The 21687-nt window shown below is 72.5% G+C and carries 19 protein-coding genes; 10 read left to right on the forward strand and 9 right to left on the reverse strand.

The annotated features are described in order from the left end of the window. Nucleotides 1-269: 269 nt before the first annotated feature. Nucleotides 270-1262: an EamA family transporter RarD gene (gene rarD, locus ACYVKZ_RS17605; protein WP_460993553.1), complete on the reverse strand. Its 993-nt coding sequence runs from the start codon at nucleotides 1260-1262 to the stop codon at nucleotides 270-272. 29 nt (nucleotides 1263-1291) lie between these two features. Further along, nucleotides 1292-2041: an ABC transporter permease gene (locus ACYVKZ_RS17610; protein WP_460993554.1), complete on the reverse strand. Its 750-nt coding sequence runs from the start codon at nucleotides 2039-2041 to the stop codon at nucleotides 1292-1294. Between the two features lie 63 nt (nucleotides 2042-2104). Here ACYVKZ_RS17610 and ACYVKZ_RS17615 point away from each other — a divergent pair, with 63 nt between their 5' ends. The 3 genes from ACYVKZ_RS17615 (at nucleotide 2105) to ACYVKZ_RS17625 (ending at nucleotide 5884) form a co-directional block, all read left to right on the forward strand. Beyond that, nucleotides 2105-3568 (forward strand): FAD-dependent oxidoreductase, encoded by a 1464-nt coding sequence (locus tag ACYVKZ_RS17615; RefSeq protein ID WP_460993555.1) that lies wholly within the window; start codon nucleotides 2105-2107, stop codon nucleotides 3566-3568. A gap of 116 nt (nucleotides 3569-3684) precedes the next feature. Further along, a complete protein-coding gene (locus ACYVKZ_RS17620) occupies nucleotides 3685-5193 on the forward strand; it encodes an APC family permease (protein WP_460993556.1) in 1509 nt (502 codons plus the stop codon). A gap of 91 nt (nucleotides 5194-5284) precedes the next feature. Further along, nucleotides 5285-5884 (forward strand): TetR/AcrR family transcriptional regulator, encoded by a 600-nt coding sequence (locus tag ACYVKZ_RS17625; protein WP_460993557.1) that lies wholly within the window; start codon nucleotides 5285-5287, stop codon nucleotides 5882-5884. Nucleotides 5885-6028: 144 nt separating this feature from the next. On the opposite strand, the gene ACYVKZ_RS17630 is transcribed toward ACYVKZ_RS17625, so the two are convergent. Together ACYVKZ_RS17630 and ACYVKZ_RS17635 are read right to left on the reverse strand one after the other, a co-directional pair. Beyond that, nucleotides 6029-7480 (reverse strand): catalase, encoded by a 1452-nt coding sequence (locus ACYVKZ_RS17630; RefSeq protein WP_460993558.1) that lies wholly within the window; start codon nucleotides 7478-7480, stop codon nucleotides 6029-6031. Nucleotides 7481-7546: 66 nt separating this feature from the next. Next, the gene (locus tag ACYVKZ_RS17635; protein ID WP_460993559.1) at nucleotides 7547-7999 is read right to left on the reverse strand and encodes a Fur family transcriptional regulator; all 453 of its coding nucleotides are present in this window, start codon (nucleotides 7997-7999) and stop codon (nucleotides 7547-7549) included. Nucleotides 8000-8098: 99 nt separating this feature from the next. Here ACYVKZ_RS17635 and ACYVKZ_RS17640 point away from each other — a divergent pair, with 99 nt between their 5' ends. The 4 genes from ACYVKZ_RS17640 to ACYVKZ_RS17655 all read left to right on the forward strand — a co-directional run bounded on the left by ACYVKZ_RS17640 (nucleotide 8099) and on the right by ACYVKZ_RS17655 (nucleotide 12203). Further along, a complete protein-coding gene (locus ACYVKZ_RS17640; protein WP_460993560.1) occupies nucleotides 8099-8917 on the forward strand; it encodes an esterase/lipase family protein in 819 nt (272 codons plus the stop codon). A 12-nt stretch (nucleotides 8918-8929) separates the two neighbouring features. After that, nucleotides 8930-9811 carry a zinc metalloprotease HtpX gene (htpX, locus tag ACYVKZ_RS17645; protein WP_307004756.1) on the forward strand — a complete coding sequence of 294 codons (882 nt, stop codon included), beginning with the start codon at nucleotides 8930-8932 and terminating at the stop codon, nucleotides 9809-9811. Between the two features lie 104 nt (nucleotides 9812-9915). After that, nucleotides 9916-10908, forward strand: coding sequence for a ketopantoate reductase family protein (locus ACYVKZ_RS17650; protein ID WP_460993561.1), 993 nt, complete (start codon nucleotides 9916-9918; stop codon nucleotides 10906-10908). A 23-nt stretch (nucleotides 10909-10931) separates the two neighbouring features. Continuing rightward, nucleotides 10932-12203 (forward strand): MFS transporter, encoded by a 1272-nt coding sequence (locus tag ACYVKZ_RS17655; protein WP_460993562.1) that lies wholly within the window; start codon nucleotides 10932-10934, stop codon nucleotides 12201-12203. Between the two features lie 41 nt (nucleotides 12204-12244). Here ACYVKZ_RS17655 and ACYVKZ_RS17660 read toward each other — a convergent pair whose 3' ends face one another. From ACYVKZ_RS17660 to ACYVKZ_RS17675, 4 genes are read right to left on the reverse strand one after another with little or no spacing between them, the layout of a single operon-like run. Further along, nucleotides 12245-12787, reverse strand: a complete 543-nt coding sequence (locus ACYVKZ_RS17660) for an iron-sulfur cluster assembly scaffold protein (RefSeq protein WP_460993563.1) — start codon at nucleotides 12785-12787, stop codon at nucleotides 12245-12247. Then, entirely contained in the window at nucleotides 12784-15642 is a 2859-nt protein-coding gene (locus ACYVKZ_RS17665; RefSeq protein ID WP_460993564.1) for a molybdopterin-dependent oxidoreductase, read from the reverse strand. The genes ACYVKZ_RS17660 and ACYVKZ_RS17665 overlap by 4 nt, the downstream gene beginning before the upstream one ends. Then, nucleotides 15639-16586 carry an FAD binding domain-containing protein gene (locus ACYVKZ_RS17670; protein ID WP_460993565.1) on the reverse strand — a complete coding sequence of 316 codons (948 nt, stop codon included), beginning with the start codon at nucleotides 16584-16586 and terminating at the stop codon, nucleotides 15639-15641. Before ACYVKZ_RS17670 ends, ACYVKZ_RS17665 begins: the two co-directional genes overlap by 4 nt. After that, nucleotides 16577-17752, reverse strand: a complete 1176-nt coding sequence (locus ACYVKZ_RS17675; RefSeq protein ID WP_460993566.1) for an XdhC family protein — start codon at nucleotides 17750-17752, stop codon at nucleotides 16577-16579. The genes ACYVKZ_RS17670 and ACYVKZ_RS17675 overlap by 10 nt, the downstream gene beginning before the upstream one ends. 441 nt (nucleotides 17753-18193) lie before the next feature. Between ACYVKZ_RS17675 and ACYVKZ_RS17680 the strand changes: the two genes are divergently transcribed. The 3 genes from ACYVKZ_RS17680 (at nucleotide 18194) to ACYVKZ_RS17690 (ending at nucleotide 21028) form a co-directional block, all read left to right on the forward strand. Next, nucleotides 18194-18691, forward strand: a complete 498-nt coding sequence (locus ACYVKZ_RS17680; protein WP_307004743.1) for a nucleoside deaminase — start codon at nucleotides 18194-18196, stop codon at nucleotides 18689-18691. A 127-nt stretch (nucleotides 18692-18818) separates the two neighbouring features. Beyond that, nucleotides 18819-20426: a nucleobase:cation symporter-2 family protein gene (locus ACYVKZ_RS17685; protein ID WP_460993567.1), complete on the forward strand. Its 1608-nt coding sequence runs from the start codon at nucleotides 18819-18821 to the stop codon at nucleotides 20424-20426. After that, nucleotides 20423-21028 (forward strand): nucleotidyltransferase family protein, encoded by a 606-nt coding sequence (locus ACYVKZ_RS17690; RefSeq protein WP_460993568.1) that lies wholly within the window; start codon nucleotides 20423-20425, stop codon nucleotides 21026-21028. The genes ACYVKZ_RS17685 and ACYVKZ_RS17690 overlap by 4 nt, the downstream gene beginning before the upstream one ends. 72 nt (nucleotides 21029-21100) lie before the next feature. On the opposite strand, the gene ACYVKZ_RS17695 is transcribed toward ACYVKZ_RS17690, so the two are convergent. Further along, entirely contained in the window at nucleotides 21101-21586 is a 486-nt protein-coding gene (locus ACYVKZ_RS17695; protein ID WP_460993569.1) for a YajQ family cyclic di-GMP-binding protein, read from the reverse strand. Between the last annotated feature and the right edge of the window lie 101 nt (nucleotides 21587-21687).

Genomic DNA, 21687 nt, shown 5'->3' on the forward strand with positions numbered 1-21687 from the left:
CACTCTGCCGGGAGGTTCTCGTCACATCACAGCACCCAGATCAAACAACGTCCCTGGGCACTACACCTAGCCGCAGTCCGGAGGCGGGTGCCGGCCGGGTGCTGTGCCGGCCGACGGCGGCTGGGCCGCCCGCGCGGGGCGGGCGCGCGGGGCGGGCGCGCGCCGTCGTGCGTCGGAGCAGGGTGCCGGGCGTACCCGGAATCGCCAAAGGGCGACGAGATGCGTACCCGAAAGGTCTAAAGGGCGACGAGATGCGTACCCGAAACGGGTCAGGCGGGCTGCTGCCCGGTCTGGAGCCCGGCTCGGCGCAGGGCCGCGCGGCGCCGGCGGGAGACGAGCAGCATGTCCGCGGTGAGCACCGCCAGGGCCGCCCAGACGATCCCGAACCCGATCCACCGCTCGGGGGCCATGTGCTCGCCCAGGACCGTCACGGCCATCGTGAACTGCAGCAGCGGTGCCAGGTACTGGAGGAGCCCCACGGTGGTCATCGGCAGGCGGCGCGCGGCGGCGCCGAAGAGCAGGAGCGGGACCGCCGTGATGATCCCGCTCGCCGCGAGCAGCCAGAAGTGCCCGGCGCCGTGCCCGGTGAGGGTCAGGGTCCCCGCCGCCCCGAGCCACCCGACCACCCCGAGGGCGAACGGGGTGAGCACGATCGTCTCCATGGTCAGGCTCGTGGCGGCGTCGACCTTGGCGCCGACGCGGTTCTTGACGAGCCCGTAGAACCCGAAGCTGAACGCGAGGATCAGCGCGATCCACGGCACGCGCCCGTAGGCCACCGTCAGGACCACCACCGCGACCGCGCCCGTGCCCACGGCCGCCCACTGCAGCGGGCGCAGCCGCTCCTTGAGCACGAGCACGCCGAGCAGCACCGACACGAGCGGATTGATGAAGTACCCGAGCGCGGCCTCGATGGTCTGGCCGCTCAGGACGCCGAAGGTGTAGGTGAGCCAGTTGACGGCGATGAGCCCCGCGGCGAGGGCGAGCGCCCAGAACGTCCTGCCGCTGCGGAAGACGTCGGCGAGCGCCCGCCACGAGCGGGTCACGGCAATGAGCACCAGGCACACGACGAGGGAGAAGAGGACCCGGTCCGCGACGATCTCGACGGACCCGGCGGGGGCGAGCGTCATGAAGTAGAGGGGCAGGAGGCCCCACAGCCCGTAGGCGCCGATGCCGTAGAGGAGGCCGGTGGTGCCGCCCGGGCGGGCGCGCTCGGCGGCGGTTCTCGCGGGGGCTGGGGCGGCGGCAGTCGGCTCAGAGGTCACGGCTGCAGCCAACGCCACCGGGCACCGGGTTATTCCCGCGCCTGTCCCCAGCCGCGGGACGTGCACAGCCACAGGGCCACGGCGGCAGCCAGCGCGTCGACGGCGAGGAGCGAGACGAGCACCACGAGCTGCACGATCGCGGCGTCGACGGGGCTCGCGCCGCCCAGCACCATGCCCACGAACGCCCCGGGCAGGGTCACGGTGCCCACGGTCCGGGTCTGGTCCAGCGGCGGCACGAGGGACTCCCGGGCGGTGTGCCGTGCCACGAGGAGTCGCGCGGCAGACCAGTCGAACCCGAGGGCCACGGCGGCCTCGACCTCCCCGCGCCGGCCCGCGAGCTCGGCGGCGACCCGGCGGCCGGCGAGGCTCGCCGTCGTCATGGCCCCGCCCACCTGCTGGCCCACGAGCGCGATGAGGGCGAGGCCCTCGAACGGCAGGACCCCGGTGGCCAGGAGCGCGGCGGAGGCCGGCAGCACCCCGGCGGCGATCGGCGCGGCGGCCCACCACCAGCGCGCCGGGTCCACGCGCCGGCCGGTCGTGGCGGTCGCGACGGCGAACATGAGGGCGGCGAACCCGAGTGCGAGCCACGGGTCCCGCCCGAGCTGGGAGACGAGGAGGGCGACGACGGCGAGCTGGCCGACCGCGCGGAGGCTCGCCGTGAGCGGGGGAAGCCACCCGCCGCCGAGCGCCCACCGGTGCACTGCAGCGGCGGCAGCGGCGAGGACGACGACGGAGACGATGACCCCTGGCCCGAGTCCCAGAAGCGTCCCGGTCTGCACGAGAACTACAATAGGGGGCTGGGCGCGCCCCACCCGCGCGCCGACCACCGGAAGGAATCCGACGTGTCCGAAGCCCCCGCCCGCCCGCTGCGTGTTGCCATCATCGGCGCCGGTCCAGCCGGCGTCTACGCTGCGGACATCCTGACCAAGTCCAACGAGGTCAAGGGCGGAGACGTCGAGGTCAGCATCGACCTGTTCGACCAGTACCCCGCACCCTACGGCCTGATCCGCTACGGTGTGGCCCCGGACCACCCCCGCATCAAGGGCATCGTCAACGCCCTGCACCGGGTCCTCGACCGCGGCGACATCCGCTTCATCGGCAACGTGACGTACGGCCGCGACCTCACGCTCGCGGACATCCGCGGCTTCTACGACGCGGTCATCTTCGCCACGGGCGCGCTCAAGGACGCCCCGCTGGACATCCCGGGCGTGGAGCTCGAAGGCTCCTTCGGCGGCGCCGACTTCGTCGCCTGGTACGACGGGCATCCGGACGTGCCGCGGGACTGGCCGCTCACGGCGAAGGAGGTCGCGGTGATCGGCAACGGCAACGTGGCCCTCGACGTGGCGCGCATGCTGTCCAAGCACGCCGACGACCTGCTGGTCACGGAGATCCCGGACAACGTCTACCGCGCGCTCAAGGCCAGCCCGGTCACGGACGTCCACGTCTTCGGCCGCCGCGGGCCCGCGCAGGTGAAGTTCACCCCGCTCGAGCTGCGCGAGCTCTCCCACTCCCGGGACGTGGACATCGTCCTGTACCCGGAGGACTTCGAGTTCGACGACGCCTCCGACGAGGCCATCAAGACCAACAACCAGGTCAAGACCATGGTCAACACGCTCGCGAACTGGATCGCCGAGGACCAGGACACCGGCGCCTCCCGCCGCCTCCACCTGCACTTCCTGCAGAGCCCCGTGGAGATCTACGACTCGCCCGAGACGCCGGGCCACGTGGCCGGCATCCGGTTCGAGCGCATGGAGCTCGACGGCACGGGCAACGTTCGCGGCACAGGCCAGTTCGAGGACTACCCCGTCCAGGCCGTGTACCGGGCGATCGGCTACCGCGGCTCGGAGCTCGCCGAGATCGAGTACGACGCCCGCCGCGGCGTGATCCCCAACGAGGGCGGCCGCGTCCTCGACGAGGACGGGACCCCGATGCCCGGGCTGTACACCACCGGGTGGATCAAGCGCGGCCCCGTGGGGCTGATCGGCCACACCAAGGGCGACGCGCTCGAGACGATCGGCTGCCTCCTCGAGGACCGCGACTCGCTCCCTGCCGCCGAGAACCCGGACGAGCACGCCGTCATCGCGCTGCTGGAGGACCGCGGTGTCGAGTACACGACGTGGGAGGGCTGGAATGAGCTGGACGCCCACGAGCGGGCCCTCGGCGAGGCGTGGGCCGCGGACACGGCCGACGCCGGCGCTGCCGCCGGCGCCGCGGGCGGCGGCGGCCAGGTGCGGCGCGAGCGCGTGAAGGTGGTGCCGCGCGAGGACATGATCCGGATCTCGCGCAAGGCGGCACCCGGCGCCTGAGCCCGGCTGGGGCACGGGCCCCTGCCGGTCTCACATCGTGAGACCTTCTGAGGGTCTCACAGGCTGGACCCGTACAGTGGACAGGTTTGTTCGTCACTGAAGACCAGGAGTGTGGGATGCAGATCCTCCGCACGAAGCCGATCGAGGCCACCATCGCGGCCTCGCAGGAGTCCGGGCGCCGGCTCAAGCGATCGCTGAGCTCATGGGACCTCATGATCATGGGGGTCGCCGTCGCCGTCGGCGCGGGCATCTTCTCGGTGGGGGCCAAGGCCGCCGCGAGCTTCGCGGGGCCGGCCGTCACGGTCTCCTTCGCGATCGCGGCCGTCGCGTGCGCGCTCGCGATCATGTGCTACGCCGAGTTCGCGACCGCCATGCCGGTGGCCGGCTCCGCCTATGTGTTCACCTACGCCACGATGGGCGAGCTGCTGGCCTGGATCATCGGCTGGAACCTCATCCTGGAGCTCTTCACCGCGGGCGCCGTGATCGCCAAGTACTGGGGCATCTACCTCAGCAAGGTCTTCTCGCTCGCCGGGCTCGATGTGCCGGCGAGCATCCAGCTCGGCCCGGTCGAGCTCGTGTGGGGCCCGTTCCTGATCGTCGCGATCTTCACCGTGCTCCTGGTCCTCGGCACCAAGCTCTCGGCCCGGGTGGGCAACGTCATCACCGTGGTGAAGATCGCCGTGGTGCTGTTCGTGATCGTGGTCGGGTTCTTCTATGTCAAGGCCCAGAACTACAGCCCGTTCGTCCCGCCCGCCGTCCCGGCCTCCGGCTCCGGCGGCACCGAGGTGCTCAAGCAGTCGTTCTTCTCGTTCCTCACCGGTGCCGCACCCGCGCAGTACGGCGTGTTCGGGATCTTCGGCGGCGCCGCCCTGGTCTTCTTCGCGTTCATCGGCTTCGACGTCGTGGCCACGAGCGCCGAGGAGGTCAAGAACCCGCAGAAGACGCTCCCGCGCGGCATCTTCGGCGGCCTGGCGGTCGTGACCCTGCTCTACATCCTCGTCTCGCTCGCGCTGACCGGCATGGTCCCGTACACCGTCCTGGCCCAGGCTGAGGCCCCGACCCTGACCACGGCGTTCGAGGCCGTGGGCAACACGGACGCCGCCAAGGTCATCGCGTTCGGCTCCCTCGTGGGCCTCACCACCGTGATCATGGTCCTGCTCATGGGCCTGGCCCGGGTGATCCTCGCGATGAGCCGCGACGGCCTGCTCCCGCGGGCGCTGTCCGTCACGAGCGAGAAGCGCGCCACGCCCGCGCGCCTGCAGATCATCTGCGGCAGCGCCGTGGCGCTCGTCGCGGGCCTGACCAAGGTGGACGTGCTCGAGGAGATGATCAACATCGGCACCCTCTCGGCGTTCGTGGTGGTCAGCCTCGGCATCGTGGTCCTGCGGCGCAAGCGCCCCGACCTCAAGGCCGCGTTCCGCGTGCCCTTCGGCAAGGTGCTCCCCATCGTCTCCGCCGTGCTGTGCCTGTACCTCATGACCAACCTCGCGGTCGAGACGTGGATCTACTTCGCGGGCTGGCTCGTGGTGGGCCTGGTCATCTACTTCGCCTACGGGCAGCGCCACTCCCGGCTCAACGAGCGCTTCGCGGCGGAGCGGAACGCGGTGTCGGAATCGTCGCAGTAGTCTGCCCGCGCTGTCTGGGAGTTTGCCCAGACCACCACTTGCGTTGCAGAAATTGTCAACGCCTGTGATGGTCCGCGTCTAGGATGGGGCCATGGCGAGACCTCCACGGCCCGAGCGGAAGTACGAGCTGCTCGACCAGATCCTCGACCACCTGCTCGACTCGACGCTGGCGGACCTGACGTTCCGCAGCCTCGCGGACGCGCTGGGCATCAGCAGCTATGTGCTCGTGTACCACTTCGGCAACCGGGAGCAGCTGGTCACCGAGATCATCCGCGGCATCATGCGCCGCCTCGAGCCGCTCGCGGCCCTCAGGCCGGCGTCGGACTCCCCGGAGGACGTGGTCGCCGTGGCCCGCAAGGCGTTCGAGCTGGGCCTCGACCACCGCGGGCGGCACCTGCAGCGGCTCGAGTTCGAGGCCTCGGTGCAGGATGTCGTCGCCGACGACCCGCGCCGGCCGGCGGCCCAGTCCTTCGAGCACTGGTGCGGGCTGCTGGCCAGGTGGCTGCGGGGCCGTGGCCTCCCGCCCCGCACGGCCCGGGCGATGGCCCGCACGTACGTGGGCGCCGTGATGGGGCTGCTGTACGACTTCGTGCTCACCGGCGACCGGCGCGCCGCGCTCGATTCCTTCGACGTGCTGGCCGACGGGTTCGTTGCCCACCTTGACCGCGCGGCGCACCGGGTCCCCTCCTAACCGCCGCCCCCACCCGTTCCGGGTACGCATCTCGTCGCCGTTCCGCCCTTCCGGGTACGCTGCGGCTGCAGAAGGACGACGCCGGGGTCCCCACCTGAGTGGGGACCCCGGCGTCGTCCGTGGGTACTGCCGGTATCCGGGCGGCTACTTCCCGAGCTCCGCGCGGAGCTTCGCGCCGAGCTCGGAATCCACGTTGGTCCAGTACTGGATCGCGCGCTCCTTGATGTCTTCGCGCTTCACTCCGCCGACCGCGCCGGCGATCGTGGTGAGGAAGCGGGCGCGGGTCGCGTCGTCGAACACCTCGCGGTAGAGGATGCCCGGCTGCACGAAGTCGCCGTCCTCGGCATGGAGGGAGTGCGCGGCGAGGGTGAGCTCGCCGTCGTTCTCCCAGCCGCCGCCCACGGTGCCGGCAGCGGGCTCGACCGCGGCGGGACCGCCGGCCGAGTTCGGCGCGTACACCGGGGTGCTCGGGGAGTTGAAGCTGATGCGGCCCGCGCCGTCCTGGCTGTAGTTGCGCACCTCGGACTTCGGGGCGTTGACCGGCAGCTGGGCGTGGTTGGTGCCCACGCGGTAGCGGTGCGCGTCCGCGTAGGAGAAGATGCGCGCCTGGAGCATCTTGTCCGGCGAGGCCGCGATGCCGGGCACGAAGTTCGACGGCGCGAACGCGGCCTGCTCGATCTGCGCGAAGTAGTTCTCCGGGTTGCGGTTGAGCTCCATCGTGCCGACCTTGATGAGCGGGTAGTCCTTCTTGGACCACGTCTTCGTCAGGTCGAACGGGTTGTACCGGTAGGTCTTGGCGTCCTCGTACGGCATGACCTGCACGAAGAGCTCCCAGCTCGGGAAGCTGCCCTCCTCGATGCTCTCGTAGAGGTCCTGGATGTAGTAGTCGGCGTTCTCGCCGGCGATGCGCTCGGCCTCCTCGCCCGTGAGGTTCTCGACGCCCTGGTTCGTGTGGAAGTGGTACTTGACCCAGAACCGCTCGCCCTCGGCGTTGATCCACTGGTAGGTGTGCGAGCCGTAGCCCTGCATGTGGCGCCAGGTCTTGGGCAGGCCGCGGTCGCCCATGAGCCAGGTGACCTGGTGGGCGGACTCGGGGGAGAGGGTCCAGAAGTCCCACTGCATGTCCGCGTCGCGCAGGTGGCTGCCCGGGAGGCGCTTCTGCGAGTGGATGAAGTCGGGGAACTTGATGCCGTCGCGGATGAAGAACACCGGGGTGTTGTTGCCCACGAGGTCGTAGTTGCCCTCGGAGGTGTAGAACTTGATGGCGAAGCCGCGGGGGTCGCGCCACGTGTCCGGGGAGCCGTTCTCGCCCGCCACGGAGGAGAAGCGGATGAGCATCTCGGTCTCGGCGCCCGGCTGGAACAGTGCCGCCTTGGTGTACTTCGAGACGTCCTCGGTAGTCTTGAACACACCGAAGGCCCCGCCGCCCTTGGCGTGGACCACGCGCTCCGGGACGCGCTCGCGGTTGAACTGGGCGAGCTTCTCGACCAGGTAGTGGTCGGTGAGGATGATCGCGCCGTCGGCGCCGACCGACTGGGCGTGGGCGTCCGAGACGACCGGGGCTCCGGACTGGGTGGTCGAGTAGTTGACCGTCATGTCTCTCCTTCTGTTCCGCGCGTACTGCGCCGTACTGGTTCGGGGGGAGGAAGGCTGTGGGCGGGATCAGGCCGCGGGGTGCGGTGCCGGACGCGCTGCGCACTCGGCGCAGACCCCGACGTAGGTGACGTCCGCGATCATGATCGTCATCCCGTGCGTGTCCGAGGGCGTCAGGCACGGGGCATGGCCTACCGCGCAGTCGACGTCCTCGACGCGGCCGCAGACCGAGCAGATCGCGTGGTGGTGGTTGTCGCCGACCCTCGTCTCGTAGAGCGCGGGGGAGTGGGGCGGCTCGAAGCGCCGCAGCATCCCCAGGTCGGTCAGGTCGCCGAGGACCACGTAGACGGACTGCGGCGTGATGTCCGGGAGCTCCTCGCGGGCGGCGGCGAGGATGGCCTCGGCCGAGGAGTGCGGGTGGGACTCGACCGCGCCGAGCACCGCGAGGCGCTGCTTGGTCACCCGGCGCCCGTGAGCGCGCAGGGCCGAGGCCCATCCGCTGTGCTCGGTGCTCCGTTCCATGGCCCCATTAGAGCACTTATTTTTAGCAACTCACAATAAGGTCAGCCTAAGCTTGCCTCGCGCCGTCGGTAGGCTGGAGGCCGGGGAACGAGGAGGAACATGGAGAGGACCGAGCCCGTGCACGCGGCATGGCGGCGGGCCGGGGCACGCGCGGGCTGGATTGCCGGCGGCCTCGCCCTCGATGCCCTCTACGCGACGGTCCGGCAGGCCGCTGCCTTCCGCGCTCGGGGCGGCCGGCGTATCGCCACCGGACCCGAGGGCAGCCCGACCGTGCGCACGACGTCGGAGCCTCCCCGCGGGGGCCGGCCGCCCGCCGTCGTGCTCATCCCCGGGATCTACGAGCCGGCGGCGTTCCTCGATCCCCTCCGCCGCCGGCTCGAGGAGCGCGGGCACGAGGTCGCTGTGGTCGAGGAGCTCGGCTGGAACCTCCGCAGCGTCCCCGACTCGGCCGCCCTCGTCGCGGACCGCCTCCGCGAGCTCGGGCTCGCCGACGTGCTGATCGTGGCCCACTCGAAGGGCGGCCTCATCGGCAAGGAGCTCCTCGTCACGGAGCCCTCGCTCGTGCGCGGCATGATCTCGATCTCGACCCCGTACGGCGGCCACCCGTTCTCGCGCATCGCGCCCACGCCGGCCCTGCGCGCCTTCCACGCCACGGACCCCGTGATGCTCGCCCTCGCGGCGGAGCGGGCCGCGAACGCCTCCATCGTGTCCATCAGCGCAGAGCTCGACCCGATCGTGATCGGCGGGACCTGGCTCGAGGGCGCGCGCAACGTCTGCCTGCCGGTCGTGGGACACTTCCGCATCCTGTCCCACCCGGCCTTCCTCGCGCTCCTCGACGAGCTGCTCAATGAGGCCGGGGCTGCGGGAAGATCGCCGCGAGAACGCGGAACCAAGGGGCAGGGCAGAAACGTTGAGTAGGCGGAGGTAACCGTGCACAACCACTACAACGGAATCAAGACTGCGGCGCTCTTCGGCGTGCTCTGGGCAGTCCTGCTGGGCATCGGCGGGCTGGTGGGCGTCTGGTCGCGCAGCGGCTCGCCCGTCCTGATCTTCGCAGGCCTCGGCCTGGTCATGACGTTCTACAGCTACTGGAACAGCGACAAGATCGCGCTGCGCTCCATGCAGGCCTACCCCGTGACGGAGGAGCAGGCGCCGGGGCTGTACCAGATCGTGCGGGAGCTCTCCCAGCGCGCCAACCAGCCGATGCCGCGCATCTACATCTCCCCGACGGAGTCCCCGAACGCCTTCGCCACGGGCCGCAACCCGCGCAACGCCGCGGTGTGCTGCACCGAGGGCATCCTGCGGTTGCTCGACGCCCGCGAACTGCGGGGCGTGCTGGGCCACGAGCTCATGCACGTCTACAACCGGGACATCCTCACGTCCTCGATCGCGGCCGCGGTCGCCGGCGTCATCACCTCGGTCGCCCAGTTCGCCATGTTCTTCGGCGGCGGGGGCCGTGACCGGAACGCGAACCCCTTCGCCCTCCTGATCCTGAGCCTGCTCGCCCCGTTCGCCGCCTCGCTCATCCAGCTCGCGATCTCCCGCACGCGCGAGTACGACGCCGACGAGGACGGGTCCCAGCTCACCGGCGACCCGCTCGCCCTCGCCTCCGCGCTGCGCAAGATCGAGGGTGGCGTGCGCCTGGCGCCCCTGCCCGCCGACGACCAGAAGCTGGTCAACACCTCGCACCTCATGATCGCCAACCCCTTCCGCGGCGGGGCAGGGCTCACGCGGCTGTTCGCCACGCACCCGCCGATGTCGGACCGGATCGTGCGCCTCGAGCAGATGGCCGGCCGCGAGCTCGGCCGCTGACGCCCTCCTTCCCAACGCCGCATCAGGACATGCCGCGATGCCGAAGCGATTGCGGCATGTCCTGATGCGGGGTTGAGTGGGGGAAGGCTGTCAGGAGGTCGCACATGAAGGTTGGCGTCATCGGAGCGGGCGCGATCGGCGGCACCCTCGCCGCCCTCCTGGACCGCGCCGGCCACAGCGTCGAGGTGGCGGCGCGCGGCGAGCGCCTCGCCGCCATCCGGGCGGAAGGGCTCCGGCTCACCGGCCGATGGGGCGAGCACCGGGCTGACGTCGCTGCCGGCGAGCGGCTCACCGCCGTCCCCGATCTCGCGCTCCTGTGCGTCAAGGCCCAGGACGAGGGGGAGGCGCTGGCGGTCCACGAGGACATGCTCGCCGGCGTGCCCCTCGTCGTGGTCCAGAACGGGCTCGACGGCGCAGCCGGCGCCCGTGCCCACACCGGCCCGGTGATCGGGGCGATCGCCTTCTTCAGCGCGGACTGCCCGGTCCCCGGGGAGTCCCGCGTGCTCGTCCCCGGACCCCTGTACCTCGGCTCGGGGACGGAACCGCCCTCCGCCGAGGCAGCCGCTGCCGCCCGGGTGCTGTCCGCAGGGATCCCGTGCCGGGCCGTGGCCAACTTCGCCGGCTGCCAGTGGACGAAGCTCGTGGTGAACCAGATCAACGCGATGCCGGCCATCACCGGCCTGAGCGTCCAGGAGACGCTCGCGGATCCGGCCCTGCGGCGGATCATCCTCGCAAGCATGCGCGAGGCACTGCGGACAGGACGGCGCGAGGGCGTCACGTTCGGGTCCCTCGACGGCATGAACTCCCGCGCCCTCGGCCTCCTCGGGTCCGCCCCCGCGCCGATCGGGAGCGCCCTGCTGCGCCTCATGGGCCGCCGGCTCGGCCGTGAGCCGGTCCTCGGTTCGACCCTGCAGAGCGTCCAGCGGGGCCTCCCGACCGAGATCGACCACCTCAACGGCGCGATCGTCGACCGGGCCCGGGCCCTCGGCGCCGACGCGCCCGTGAACGCCGCGATGACCGAGCTGGTGCACGAGGTCGAGCGGGACCACCGCTTCCGCACGCCGCCCGAGGTCGCGCGCAGGATCCGCCTGCCGTAGCCGGCCGCGGCTAGGGTGTTGCGGTGCGCAACTATCTGGCCGACACGAGTCCCCTCACGGAGAGCCCCGAGTTCAGGCGCCTCTGGTTCGGCCAGCTGCTGAGCATCCTCGGATCCCAGCTGACGGTCACGGCCGTGAGCCTGCAGATCTACGACCTCACCCGCTCGAGCTTCAACGTGGGCCTGCTCGGGCTCGTGGCCCTCGTCCCGTTCGTCTTCGCGGGCCTGTACGGCGGCGCGATCGTCGACGCCCACGACCGCCGCACCGTTGCGATCGCCTCCTCGTGGCTGCTGTGGGGCACGAGCGCGCTCATCGCGCTGCAGGCGTGGCTGCGCCTCGAGAACGTCCTGCTCATCTACCTGCTCGTGGGGATCCAGGCGCTCGGAACCGGCCTCAACATGCCCGCGCGGAGCGCGATCATCCCGAGGCTCCTCCGCCCCGAGAAGCTCGCGGCGGCCAACGCCCTGAACATGATCACCTTCGGCCTCGGCGGCGCCGCCGGGCCCCTGCTCGCCGGCGCGCTCGTGGCGTCGGTGGGCTACGGCTGGACCTACACCTTCGACGTGCTCAGCTTCACCGTGGCCATGTGGGCGCTGTTCCGCCTGCCGCCGCTGCCGCCCGAGGGGGCCGTGCGGCGGGCCGGGATCCGCTCGGTCGCGGAGGGATTCCAGTTCCTCGGCACCCGGCCCAACATCCGCATGACGTTCCTCATCGACATCTGCGCCATGGTCTTCGCGATGCCGCGCGCCGTGCTCCCGGCCGTCGCGGCCCTCGCCCTCGGCGGCGGCGCGGCCACCGCGGGCGCCCTGCTGGCAGGGATCGCCGCCGGCACCTTCCTCGGCGGCCTGTTCTCGGGGCCGGTCGCGAGGCTGCGCTGGCAGGGCCGCGGCGTCCAGTGGTCCGTGGTGGCGTGGGGCGCGAGCATCCTCGCGTTCGGGATCGTGGTGCTCTCGGCCGGGCGGACCTCGCCGGACGGCCCGACCTGGTGGGTGCTGCCCGCGATCCTCTGCATGGTCGCGGCGGGCGCGGCCGACTCCGTCAGCGCGGCCCTACGCTCCACCATCCTCCAGGCGGCCACACCGGACTCCATGCGCGGCCGCCTGCAGGGCGTGTTCACCGTGGTGGTCGGCGGCGGCCCGCGCCTCGGCGACGTGTTCTCCGGCGGCATGGCCTCATGGCTCGGCGAGGGCACCTCGATCGTGGTTGGGGCCCTCGTGTGCATCGCGCTCGTCTGGGTGCTGCATGTGGCGCAGCCGGGCTTCGCTCGCTACGACGCGGAGCGTCCCACGCCGTAGCGGCGAGCACGACGCCGGCCGCCCACCCCGCGCGGGCGGGCTCAGCCTGCCTCCGGGGCAGCCTCCGGCAGCGCCGCCTCGAGGAGCGTCTGCGCAGTGGTCCACGGCAGGAGGATGCACCGGCGGCGCAGGGGTGCGACGGCCAGTTCCGCGAGGGCGAGCAGCGGCCCGGCGCAGGAGTCCGGGGCGGAGGGGGCCCCGGCGCGTGCCGCGGTCCCCTCGGTCCAGCTGCCGATGCGGCCCGGGAGGGCCGAGCGCTCGAGGGGGCGGCCGCTCGAGCGGGCCCGGACCAGGCCGCCGAGCAGGGCTGCGGCCTCCGCGGGGGCCATCGGGTGCACGGTGGCGGCGAGGAGGGACGCGGCAGCCCGCGAGAGGGTGCAGCCGCTGGCCGTGCCGCGGAGCACGGCCCTCCCGTCGTCGACTGTCAGGGTGAGGTCCACCCGGTCCCCGCACGTGGGATTGACCCGTTCCAGGCGCGGGGTGCCAAGTGCCCCGTCGCCGGCGCGGTGGGCCACCAGTCCCGGCGTCGTCCGGCCGTGCTGCTCGATGACCGCGAGGAGTTCCTCGCGCTCGTCGGCGCTCACCGGGGCACGTCCTCGTCGCGGGGCCGCGCCGGGCGCTGGTCCTCGCGGGCGCGCAGCGCGGCATGGAGGGTGTCGCGGGGGATCGGCGTGGACGTGAAGCGGATCCCGATGGCGTCGGCGATGGCGTTGGCCATCGCCGGGGCCACCGGGTTGAAGGGGGACTCGCTCATGGACTTGGCCCCGCGGGGTCCGAGGGAGTCCTCGGTGTCGGCGAAGTACACCTCGCTGCGGGGGATGTCCGCGAAGGCCGGCACGTGGTACTGGCGCAGGATGTCGGTGGTGACCCGGCCGGCGTCGTCGATGCGGATCTGCTCGTGCAGCACCGCCCCGATGGCCTGGGCGATGCCGCCCTCGACCTGGCCGCGGCACTGGTGCGGGTTCATCACCTTCCCGGCGTCGGCGGCCTGGACTGACTGCAGGATGCGCAGCTCGCCGGTGCCCGTGTTCACCGCCACGCGGAAGCCGTGGACGTTGAAGGACACCGACCGGGGGGTGCCGCCCCAGTGGCCCCGCCCGACGTAGCGCTCCTCGTCGCTGCCCTCGTCGACGTCGCCGAGGAGCGCGTCGAGCTCCACGTCGCCGTGCGGGGTGCGCACCACCTTGCCCGCGATCTCGCAGTGCGCCGCGTCGCTGCCGGTGCGTGCGGCGGCGGCCGCGCGGAGGGTGTCCGCCAGCTCCCGCGCGGCGGCGTCGGTGGCGCGGCCGGCCACCACGGTGCCCGTGGACCCGAAGGCGCCCGTGTCGTGCTCGACGAGGTCCGAGTCGGACTGGCGCAGGACCACGTGCTCGGTGGTGGTCCCCAGCGCGGTGGCAACCAGCTGCGCGTGCACCGTGGAGGTGCCGTTGCCGAACTCTGCCGTCCCCACGCGGGCCTCGTACCGTCCTCCCGGCAGGAGGCGCACGCGGGCGTGGGCGTGGTGGCCCCGCGGCGGCACGGTGTCGATCATGGCGATCGCCGTGCCTTCGCCGACCTTCCACTCGGGCCCGAGCGGATCGGCGTGCCCGGCGGCCTGCGCCGCCTCTTCGCGGTCGCGGCCGCGGGCGAGCGCGTCGCGGACCAGATCGATGCACTGGTCCAGCCCGTAGCTGCCGAAGTGGACGTCCTCCTCGGGCTCCTCGTGCATCGAGATCATCGGGTCCTCGACGCCGACCACGTTGCGGCGGCGGAATTCGAGCGGGTCCAGGTGCAGCTGGGCGGCGAGCTCGGACATGGCGGACTCGACCGCGAAGATCATCTGGCTCAGTCCGTATCCGCGGAAGGCGCCGGAGGGGACGTTGTTGGTGTAGACCACGCAGGCGTCGACCTTCTTGTTCGGGGCGCGGTAGACCGAGAGGGACTCCCCGCACCCGTGGAACATCACCCCCGGCCCGTGGTTGCCGTAGGCGCCCGTGTCCACGCGGACGTCCACGCCCAGTGCGGTGAGGCGTCCCTCGGCGTCGGCGCCGGCCCGGACGCGGATCCGGAAGGGGTGCCGCACCGTGGTGGCGGAGAACACCTCGCTGCGCGAGAGCTCCAGCTTGACCGGCCGGCCGGTGGCAAGCGTGGCGAGTGCGGCCAGATCCTCGGTGAGCACTTCCTGCTTCCCGCCGAAGCCGCCTCCCACGCGCTCGCAGAAGACCCGGACCCTGTCCGGGGGCAGGCCGAGGACGCGGGAGAGCGTGCGGCGGACGAGGAAGGGAACCTGGGTGCTGGACCGCACGACGAGCCGGCCCTCGCCGTCGGTCCATGCGATGGCGCCATGGGTCTCGAGCGCCACGTGGGAGAGGCGATGGGTGCGGTACGTGGCCTCGTGGGTCACGGCCGCTGCCGCGAGCCCCTCCTCGAGGTTCCCGATCTCCCCGTGGGCCACGGCGAGGATGTTCCGCTCGGGATCGGCGATGCGGGACTCCTCGGGATCGCGTCCGGTGTGGAGGGCCGGGGCCCCCGGCGCGTCCGCCTGCTCGGGGTCCAGCACCGCGGGCAGCACCTCGTAGCGGACGTCCACGAGCCGTGCTGCCCGGTCGGCGGCCCGCGGCGTCTCGGCCACGACGAGGGCCACGCGCTGGCCCACGTGGCGCACCACGTCGTCGAGGATGCGGGTGTCATCGGGGTCGTCCGTGGACAGCTCGTGCTGCGCCGAGGAGAACCGGAGGGCAGGAGCGTCCGCGTGCGTGAGGACGGCGACGACCCCGGGCTCGCGGAGTGCCCGGGAGGAGTCGATGCCCAGCACGCGCGCGTGGGCGTGCGGGGAGCGCACCACGGCGGCGTGCAGCAGGGCGCCCGGCAGCTCGGCGGGGTCGATGTCCATCGTGTAGCGCACGGTGCCGGTCACCACGCCGGGGCCCTGGGGAGCCCCGGTGCTCGAGCCGACCCCGCCGTAGCCCTCCTCCACGTTCACGCGGCCGTGGACGGCGTCCTCGATGGAGCGGTAGCCGGTGCACCGGCAGAGGTTGCCCTTGAGGCTGCGGGCCAGGTCCGAGCGCTCCCGGTCGGTGAAGGTGCAGGCGGTCATGATCATGCCGGCGGTGCAGAAGCCGCACTGGAATCCGCCGGCCCGCAGGAAGGCCTCCTGCGTCGGGTGCAGGTGCTCGGGGGTGCCGAGGCCCTGGACGGTCGTGACCGTGCGCCCGGAGGCCCGGTGGGCGGGGTAGATGCAGCTGTGCACGGGCGCCCCATCCACGTGGACGGTGCAGGCGCCGCAGTCCCCGGCGTCGCAGCCCTTCTTCACGCCGAGGGCGCCGTGGTCGCGCAGCCACGTGCGCAGGCACTGCCCTGGCTCGGGCCGGACGGGGACGGGGCGCCCGTCGACGAGGGCCTCGCCCTCCCGGGGCGAGGGGAACAGCGGATCGCCGGCCGTGCGGGGTGCGGTGGTCATCGGGCGGTCCTCTCCACGGTGATGTCGCCGGTGGTTCGCGCTGCGCCGGCCGTGCCGGGAAGCAGCTCGGCGAGGATCTCCTGACCGAGCCGGTGCGTCATGGCGCGCCGCCAGTCGGGGGCGCCGTGGACGTCGTCATGCCAGCCCCCGTCCGCCACCGCGCTGTCGACGGCGGAGCGCCAGCCGTCGCCGCTGGCCGGCGGCTGTCCTGCTCCTCCGAGGTCGATCACGAGGGGGCGGCGCGTGGACGCGGTCACGACGATGCGGAGGCGGCCGGGGCCGGTGCGGCGGCCGATGAGCAGGGCCGCGGACCGGCCCCGCTCGGTCAGGGAGATCCGCCGGAAGGCCGCGGGCTGGCGCAGGGAGGCCAGCGGAATGCGGAAGCAGCGGATGAGCTCGCCGTCGCGCAGCGCCGTGCGGGTCTCGCCGAGGACGAGGTCGGCGACCGGCAGCTCGCGGCGCGCGCCCCGGGGGCCGAGCAGGACGGCGACCGCGTCGAGGCCGGCCAGCAGCGAGGTCATGGGCCCGGCCGGGAGGGCCGTCGCCACGTTGCCGCCGACGGTCGAGACGTTCCAGATCTTGTAGGAGGCCACGAAGGAGTCGCAGCAGGGCCGGAAGAGGTCGAGCCCGGGCAGGAGATCCCGGGGCAGCGGCAGGTCTGCGGCCTCGGGCAGGGCGTACACCTCGGCGACGCGGCAGGTCGCGGCCAGCTCGAGCGCGGGGACCGGCGCGGTTCCGTGCCCGGCGTCGGGGTCTCCGCCGGTGTGCCAGACCACGGACGGCCATCCCGCCCCTGTGAGGTCCAGGAGGCGCCGTGGGCGGCCCCGGGTGATGTCGGTCCCGTAGGAGAGCAGCACGGTCCCGCCGGCGAGCCAGGAGTCGCCGGGGCGCCACCTGTCGGGGTCCGCGCTCATCAGGACCTCCTCGACGCTGGTCATGTCCATCGGGGGTGCACCTTCCAGGAGTCGGGAGCCGTGTCCATGCCGCGGGACGCATGGACGGGCCCGGCGGCGTCCCGGAGGGGGTGCACCGCGTGGTTCCGTCCGCGCCGGGTCGCGATGATCTCGGCGAGGATCGCCACGGCCACCTCCTCGGGGGTCAGGGCGCCGATGTCCAGGCCGATGGGGGAGCGGAGCCGGCGCAGCAGGCCCTCGGGGAGGCCGCCGCGGAGCAGGTCCTCGGCGCGGCGCCCATGGGTGGTGCGCGATCCCATCGCCCCCACGTAGGCCAGGTCCATCCGGAGGGCCTGGTCCAGGACGGCGAGGTCGAACCGCGGGTCGTGGCCGAGGACGGCGACGGCCGTGCGCGGGTCGAGCCGCCCCGCGGCGTGCTCGGCCCGCAGGTGCACGGCCGGTGTCTCGGTCACCACCTCGTGCGCCCAGGGGTGGCGGGCGGCGGTGGAGAACAGCGGCCGGGCATCGCAGACCGTGATACGCCAGCCGAGAGGCCGGGCGGCCGCGGCCAGCGCCGCAGCGTAGTCGTTGGCGCCGTAGACGATCAGCCGGGGCGGCGGCCGGTGCGACTCGACGAGCAGGCGCCCGAGGGTCGGGCAGCCGTCCGCCGCCGCGCCGTGCACGGGCACGATCCGGGTGCCTCCGGCCTCCAGCGCCGACCGCAGCTCCTCCGCAGACCGCTCCGGCAGCATGCCGGTCAGCGCGGCCGGCAGCGGGGCGGCCGGGTCCAGGAGCGCGGGCGCCGGCAGGTCGACAGCCGCTCCCGGGAGGGCGCGGAGGAGGGCGACCGCCCGCACCGGGAGGTCCTCCACGGCGGCGGCCAGGGACGTGAGCGCACCGCGGAGGTCGGCCATCGGCTGGGCGAGGACCTGGAGGCTTCCGCCGCAGGTCAGGCCGACACCGAGGCCGTCGTCGTCGCCGTAGCCGAAGTCGACGACGTCGGCGGTCCCGGTCTCCAGCACAGTCAGGCACACGTCGACAACGGCGGCCTCGACGCAGCCCCCGGACACGGAGCCGACGGCGAGCCCGTCGCGCCGGACGGCCATGGACGTCCCGGGCGGCCGGGGGACGGAGCCCGAGGCGTCCACCACCGTGGCGATGGCCCACTCCTGGGGGTCGGCCAGGGCCGGGGCAAAGTCCTGGAGTCGCTCGAGCACGGTCACCGCCGCCAGGCGGGGCAGGGGCAGGCTGAAGGGAAGGTCACGGCGGTCAACTCCTCGGTGGCTCTGGGCCGCCGCGGGGCGGAGCGCCGGTACGTCGGGAGGAGGTACCGGGAGCTCTCTGGCGGCAGTCCAGCACGGTGGCGTGGTTGCTCGCCCGGTAGATAGTCCAGTCAGGACCCGCCATGGGCTGGGTCACACCGTAGCGGAAAGGCTGCGCGGACTGCAACGGCTTCCGGGCGCGTCGAACCCAAAATGGAAATAGTTTTCCGAAGATGTGTTGCGCCTCACGGTCGGCTGCCCTACGGTTGTCTCAGCCAATGGCGGGCCCCGGCTTCAGGGGCTATCTACCGGGCATGATCTGACAGCCGGATGGACCCGCCGATGGACATGAACCGTTCCCTTGGGTCCTCCCATGACGCACAGGACGTGAGCATCATGTCGACCACACCCCAAGGCACCCTCCGCACGCAGGACTTCCTCGAGCGCGCCATCGATCTCGCGGCCCGCAACGCGGCCGCCGACGGCGGGCCGTTCGGCGCCGTCGTCGTCACGCCGGACGGGCGCGAATTCTTCGCCGTCAACCGCGTGACCGCGGACAACGACCCGACGGCGCACGCCGAGGTCATGGCGATCCGGACCGCGTGCAGCGCGCTGGGCACCTTCGACCTCACCGGGTCGGTGCTCTACACCAGCTGCGAGCCGTGCCCGCTGTGCCTGTCCGCATCGCTGTGGGCGCGGCTCGACGCCGTGTACTTCGCCGCGGACCGCCACGACGCCGCCGCCGGCGGGTTCGACGACGCGGAGTTCTACGAGTTCTTCGCCCGCAGCCCCGAGGAGCGGGACCGCGCCCTCCCGGTGCGCCACATCGCCGTGGAGCGCCGGACCGCACCGTTTGAAGCCTGGGCTGCCAACGCCAGCCGCACCGAGTACTGATTCCCCCTACCCCCACAAGATCTGGACACTTCCCGGCGAGGGTCCCGCACGGCCGCCCCGGGAACAACAGAGGATCGCCCAACCTTGCGCGCCGGGCACCGCCCGCGCGCCGAAGGAGGCTCCTTCCATGTCACCGACCACATCGGCCACCCGTACCAAGACCCGGGCCCTGGCGGCCCGCTGGGGGCGTGCAGCACGCACCGGCCACGCCCCGGGCCCCGAGGACGAGAGGCTCCCGCTGGGGCGCACCGGCGCCTACGGCTTCCAGCACGTCCTCACCATGTACGGCGCGATCGTCGCCGTCCCGCTCATCATCGGCCAGGCCGCCGGCCTCTCCGGCGAGAAGACCGCACTGCTGATCAGCTCCTGCCTGCTCATGGGCGGCTTCGCCACCATCGTGCAGAGCGTGGGCGCCCCGTTCATCGGCTCACGCCTGCCGCTCGTCCAGGGGGTGTCCTTCGCCGGTGTCGCCCCCATGCTGGCGATCCTGGCCGGAGGCCACGATCTCACCGCCATCTTCGGGGCCGTGATCGTCTCCTCGGCGGTGGGCTTCCTGACGGCCGGCGCGTTCTCGCGCATCATCCGCTTCTTCCCGCCGGTCGTCACCGGCACCGTCATCACCGTCATCGGGATCTCGCTGCTCCCCGTGGCCATCTCCTGGGCCGCCGGGCACGGCACGGATGGGGCCGCAGACCTCCGCAGCCTCGGCCTGGCCGGGGCGACCCTGCTCATAGTGCTGCTGCTGTCCAAGGTGGGCGTGGGGATGATCTCGCGCCTGTCGATCCTGCTGTCCTTCATCCTCGGCACCGGTGTGGCCGCGGCCCTGGGCATGGTGGACTTCTCGGGCGTGGGCCGCGGCGCCCCGATCACGTTCCCCGCGCCCTTGGCCTTCGGCCCGCCGACCTTCGAGGTGGCCTCCATCGTCTCGATGCTCATCGTGGTCCTGGTGACCATGACGGAGACGACGGCGGACATCCTCGCCGTGGGCGAGATCGTCGGGGCCAAGGTCGACTCGCGCCGCGTCGCCAACGGCCTGCGGGCGGACATGCTCTCCTCCGCCTGCGCCCCGCTGCTGAACTCGTTCACGCAGACGGCGTTCGCGGCCAACGTGGGCCTCGTCGCCGTGACGGGCATCCGCAGCCGCTTCGTGGTCGCCGCGGCCGGCGTCATCATGGCCGGGCTGGGCATGTTCCCCGCCATCGGCCAGGTGGTCGCGGCCATCCCCGCCCCGGTGCTGGGCGGGGCCTCGATCGTGCTCTTCGGCACCGTGGCCTCCTCCGGGGTCCGCACCCTGGCCAAGGTGGACTACCGGAACTCGATGAACCTGGTCGTCGTGGCCGTCGCGTTCGCCTTCGGCCTGATCCCGGTGGCCGCGCCCCACTTCTACCGCGACTTCCCGGCCTGGGCCCAGACGATCCTGGGATCCGGGATCAGCGCCGCCGCGATCGTGGCGATCATCCTCAACCTCCTCTTCAACGAGCTGCGGGCGGGCAACTCCCGGAACCCGTCGGTCCTGGCGGCCGCACCGGTGCGGATCGTGCGGGCGGACGCCCTGACCCATCTGCGCGACGGCGACCAGCTCCGCAACGGAGCCATCGTGGACCGCGACGGCACCGAGGTGGCGGTCGTCCCGGAGCACTGCTTCGAGGACGTGCACCGGATGATCGGGGCCGGAGAGATCACCGACACTGGAGGGGTGCACAGGATCCTGCAGGAACGGCAGGCGCCCCGGTGAGCAGCCCCTGCGTCGTCGTGCTCGCCGCCGGGCTCGGGAGGCGGCTGGGCCTCGGCCCCAAGGCCCTCCTGCGGCTCGAGGGGGAGACGCTGGCGTCCCGGGCCGTCCGGGCCGCCAGCGCGGCGGGCGGTCGGCCCCTCCTGGTCCTCGGGCCGCGGGCCGACGAGATCGCGGCCTCGGTCCGGCGCCCGGACCGCGAGGAGGAACCGGTGGTCCTGCGCGTCACCGGATGGGAGGAGGGGATGTCCTGCGCCTGGCGTGCGGGAGTCGGGCGCGCGCTCCGGCTCGAACCCGGGCTGCCCGTGGCGATCGTGCTGGTGGACCAGCCCGGCGTCGGCCCCGAGGTCATCTCCCGGCTGCTCTCGGCCCACCGCCCCGGGCGGATCACCAGGGCCGCCTACCGGGGTCGCCCCGGACATCCCGTGGTCCTCGACCCCTCCCACGCCGCGGCCGCAGCACGCCAGGCGCAGGGGGACACCGGGGCCCGCGGGTACCTCCTGGCCCACTCCGAGGCGATCGACACGGTCGAGTGCGGCCACCTCGGCAGCGACGACGACATCGACGTCCCCGCCGACCTGGCCCGCTGGCCCGGACTGGGCTGAGAACGGGGCGGGCACGACGCCGGCCGCCCACCCCGCGCGGGGTGGGCGGCCAGCGTCGTGCCCGCCTTCCTCCTAGCGGAAGTTCACGAACTGGAGGTCGACGTCCTCGTAGCCCTTGAGCAGGGAGATGGTGGACTGGAGGTCGTCGCGGGACTTCGAGGAGACGCGGAGCTCGTCGCCCTGGATCTGGGCCTTGACGCTCTTGGGGGCCTCGTCGCGGATGAGCTTGGAGATCTTCTTCGCGTGCTCCTGCGAGATGCCCTCCTTGATGGAGGCCTCAATGCGGTATTCCTTGCCCGAGGCGAACGGGTCGCCGGCCTCGAGCGACTTCAGCGAGATGCCCCGCTTGATGAGCTTGGACTCGAAGACGTCGAGGACCGCCTTGACGCGCTCCTCGGCGTTGGCCTTCATGAGGATCTTCTCGCCGCTGAAGTCGATCTCGGCGCCCACGCCCTTGAAGTCGTAGCGCTGGGCGATCTCCTTCTGCGCCTGGTTGAGGGCGTTGGCGACCTCCTGCTTGTCGACCTTGCTGACAACGTCGAACGTCGAATCTGCCATGGGTAACCTCCGGCTGGACGGGTCTGGATGCTGCCCCCCAGCCTAGCCGCTTGGGCCCCCGCGGACCCGGGTAATATGCGCCCGGCAACGCCCACAGTTCA

The sequence above is a fragment of the Sinomonas soli genome, from assembly GCF_054782415.1.

What these genes read in the sequence shown, in the direction of transcription:
- ACYVKZ_RS17620 (WP_460993556.1), top strand. Translation starts at nt 3,685, where the DNA reads ATGCAGATCCTCCGCACGAAGCCGATCGAGGCCACCATCGCGGCCTCG.
- ACYVKZ_RS17625 (WP_460993557.1), top strand. Translation starts at nt 5,285, where the DNA reads ATGGCGAGACCTCCACGGCCCGAGCGGAAGTACGAGCTGCTCGACCAG.
- ACYVKZ_RS17630 (WP_460993558.1), bottom strand. Translation starts at nt 7,480, where the DNA reads ATGACGGTCAACTACTCGACCACCCAGTCCGGAGCCCCGGTCGTCTCG.
- ACYVKZ_RS17635 (WP_460993559.1), bottom strand. Translation starts at nt 7,999, where the DNA reads ATGGAACGGAGCACCGAGCACAGCGGATGGGCCTCGGCCCTGCGCGCT.
- ACYVKZ_RS17640 (WP_460993560.1), top strand. Translation starts at nt 8,099, where the DNA reads ATGGAGAGGACCGAGCCCGTGCACGCGGCATGGCGGCGGGCCGGGGCA.
- ACYVKZ_RS17650 (WP_460993561.1), top strand. Translation starts at nt 9,916, where the DNA reads ATGAAGGTTGGCGTCATCGGAGCGGGCGCGATCGGCGGCACCCTCGCC.
- ACYVKZ_RS17665 (WP_460993564.1), bottom strand. Translation starts at nt 15,642, where the DNA reads ATGACCACCGCACCCCGCACGGCCGGCGATCCGCTGTTCCCCTCGCCC.
- ACYVKZ_RS17670 (WP_460993565.1), bottom strand. Translation starts at nt 16,586, where the DNA reads ATGGACATGACCAGCGTCGAGGAGGTCCTGATGAGCGCGGACCCCGAC.
- ACYVKZ_RS17680 (WP_307004743.1), top strand. Translation starts at nt 18,194, where the DNA reads ATGTCGACCACACCCCAAGGCACCCTCCGCACGCAGGACTTCCTCGAG.
- ACYVKZ_RS17685 (WP_460993567.1), top strand. Translation starts at nt 18,819, where the DNA reads ATGTCACCGACCACATCGGCCACCCGTACCAAGACCCGGGCCCTGGCG.
- ACYVKZ_RS17695 (WP_460993569.1), bottom strand. Translation starts at nt 21,586, where the DNA reads ATGGCAGATTCGACGTTCGACGTTGTCAGCAAGGTCGACAAGCAGGAG.